The organism is Bacillus sp. LNXM12-1 (genome assembly GCF_003004375.1).
In the GTDB taxonomy this organism is placed as follows: Bacteria; Bacillota; Bacilli; order Bacillales; family Bacillaceae; genus Bacillus.
In genome coordinates this window covers 1-3,078 of sequence record NZ_PVWX01000009.1, presented here as the reverse complement: position 1 = coordinate 3,078, position 3,078 = coordinate 1, and the positions used below count along the sequence as shown (strand labels likewise).

Sequence of the window (3,078 nt, the reverse complement as noted above, 5' to 3'; positions counted from 1 at the left end):
ACGTGTTCTTTGAAAACTAGATAACAATAAGTAATACATTCACATTGAATGCAATGCAAAGTTCATCACACATAGTGATTCTTTCTAAAGTAAGAAATGGTTAAGTTAGAAAGGGCGCACGGTGGATGCCTTGGCACTAGGAGCCGATGAAGGACGGGACGAACACCGATATGCTTCGGGGAGCTGTAAGCAAGCTTTGATCCGGAGATTTCCGAATGGGGAAACCCACTGCTCGTAATGGAGTAGTATCCATACTTGAATACATAGAGTATGAGAAGGCATACCCGGGGAACTGAAACATCTAAGTACCCGGAGGAAGAGAAAGCAAATGCGATTCCCTGAGTAGCGGCGAGCGAAACGGGAACAGCCCAAACCAAGAGGCTTGCCTCTTGGGGTTGTAGGACACTCTATACGGAGTTACAAAGGAACGATATAAGCGAAGAGGTCTGGAAAGGCCCGCCAAAGAAGGTAACAGCCCTGTAACTGAAATGTTGTTCTCTCCAGAGTGGATCCTGAGTACGGCGGAACACGTGAAATTCCGTCGGAATCCGGGAGGACCATCTCCCAAGGCTAAATACTCCCTAGTGACCGATAGTGAACCAGTACCGTGAGGGAAAGGTGAAAAGCACCCCGGAAGGGGAGTGAAATAGATCCTGAAACCGTGTGCCTACAAGTAGTCAGAGCCCGTTAAAGGGTGATGGCGTGCCTTTTGTAGAATGAACCGGCGAGTTACGATCCCGTGCAAGGTTAAGCAGAAGATGCGGAGCCGCAGCGAAAGCGAGTCTGAATAGGGCGCATGAGTACGTGGTCGTAGACCCGAAACCAGGTGATCTACCCATGTCCAGGGTGAAGTTCAGGTAACACTGAATGGAGGCCCGAACCCACGCACGTTGAAAAGTGCGGGGATGAGGTGTGGGTAGGGGTGAAATGCCAATCGAACCTGGAGATAGCTGGTTCTCTCCGAAATAGCTTTAGGGCTAGCCTCAAGGTAAGAGTCTCGGAGGTAGAGCACTGATTGGACTAGGGGCCCCTACCGGGTTACCGAATTCAGTCAAACTCCGAATGCCGATGACTTATCCTTGGGAGTCAGACTGCGAGTGATAAGATCCGTAGTCGAAAGGGAAACAGCCCAGACCGCCAGCTAAGGTCCCAAAGTATACGTTAAGTGGAAAAGGATGTGGAGTTGCTTAGACAACCAGGATGTTGGCTTAGAAGCAGCCACCATTTAAAGAGTGCGTAATAGCTCACTGGTCGAGTGACTCTGCGCCGAAAATGTACCGGGGCTAAACGTATCACCGAAGCTGCGGACTGTTCTTATGAACAGTGGTAGGAGAGCGTTCTAAGTGCTGTGAAGTCAGACCGGAAGGACTGGTGGAGCGCTTAGAAGTGAGAATGCCGGTATGAGTAGCGAAAGACGGGTGAGAATCCCGTCCACCGAATGCCTAAGGTTTCCTGAGGAAGGCTCGTCCGCTCAGGGTTAGTCGGGACCTAAGCCGAGGCCGAAAGGCGTAGGCGATGGACAACAGGTTGATATTCCTGTACCACCTCCTCACCATTTGAGCAATGGGGGGACGCAGGAGGATAGGGTAAGCGCGGTATTGGATATCCGCGTCCAAGCAGTTAGGCTGGGAAATAGGCAAATCCGTTTCCCATAAAGGCTGAGCTGTGATGGCGAGCGAAATTTAGTAGCGAAGTTCCTGATTCCACACTGCCAAGAAAAGCCTCTAGCGAGGTGAGAGGTGCCCGTACCGCAAACCGACACAGGTAGGCGAGGAGAGAATCCTAAGGTGATCGAGAGAACTCTCGTTAAGGAACTCGGCAAAATGACCCCGTAACTTCGGGAGAAGGGGTGCTTCTTAGGGTGTTAAAGCCCCGAGAAGCCGCAGTGAATAGGCCCAGGCGACTGTTTAGCAAAAACACAGGTCTCTGCGAAGCCGTAAGGCGAAGTATAGGGGCTGACGCCTGCCCGGTGCTGGAAGGTTAAGAGGAGCGCTTAGCGTAAGCGAAGGTGCGAATTGAAGCCCCAGTAAACGGCGGCCGTAACTATAACGGTCCTAAGGTAGCGAAATTCCTTGTCGGGTAAGTTCCGACCCGCACGAAAGGCGCAACGATCTGGGCACTGTCTCAACGAGAGACTCGGTGAAATTATAGTACCTGTGAAGATGCAGGTTACCCGCGACAGGACGGAAAGACCCCGTGGAGCTTTACTGCAGCCTGATATTGAATGTTGGTACAGCTTGTACAGGATAGGTAGGAGCCTTGGAAACCGGAGCGCTAGCTTCGGTGGAGGCATCGGTGGGATACTACCCTGGCTGTATTGACCTTCTAACCCGCTGCCCTTATCGGGCAGGGAGACAGTGTCAGGTGGGCAGTTTGACTGGGGCGGTCGCCTCCTAAAATGTAACGGAGGCGCCCAAAGGTTCCCTCAGAATGGTTGGAAATCATTCGCAGAGTGTAAAGGCACAAGGGAGCTTGACTGCGAGACCTACAAGTCGAGCAGGGACGAAAGTCGGGCTTAGTGATCCGGTGGTTCCGCATGGAAGGGCCATCGCTCAACGGATAAAAGCTACCCCGGGGATAACAGGCTTATCTCCCCCAAGAGTCCACATCGACGGGGAGGTTTGGCACCTCGATGTCGGCTCATCGCATCCTGGGGCTGTAGTCGGTCCCAAGGGTTGGGCTGTTCGCCCATTAAAGCGGTACGCGAGCTGGGTTCAGAACGTCGTGAGACAGTTCGGTCCCTATCCGTCGCGGGCGCAGGAAATTTGAGAGGAGCTGTCCTTAGTACGAGAGGACCGGGATGGACGCACCGCTGGTGTACCAGTTGTTCTGCCAAGGGCATCGCTGGGTAGCTATGTGCGGACGGGATAAGTGCTGAAAGCATCTAAGCATGAAGCCCCCCTCAAGATGAGATTTCCCATTCCGCAAGGAAGTAAGATCCCTGAAAGATGATCAGGTTGATAGGTCTGAGGTGGAAGCGTGGTGACACGTGGAGCTGACAGATACTAATAGATCGAGGACTTAACCTATATTCTAATGTGAAGCATGAACATTGTTATCTAGTTTTGAGAGAACATT

Annotated in this window: 1 rRNA gene; it reads left to right on the top strand. The window is 52.2% G+C overall.

The features are described from left to right. The first annotated feature begins 98 nt into the window (after window positions 1–98). Window positions 99–3,029 (top strand): 23S ribosomal RNA (locus C6Y07_RS18750). Window positions 3,030–3,078 lie beyond the last annotated feature (49 nt).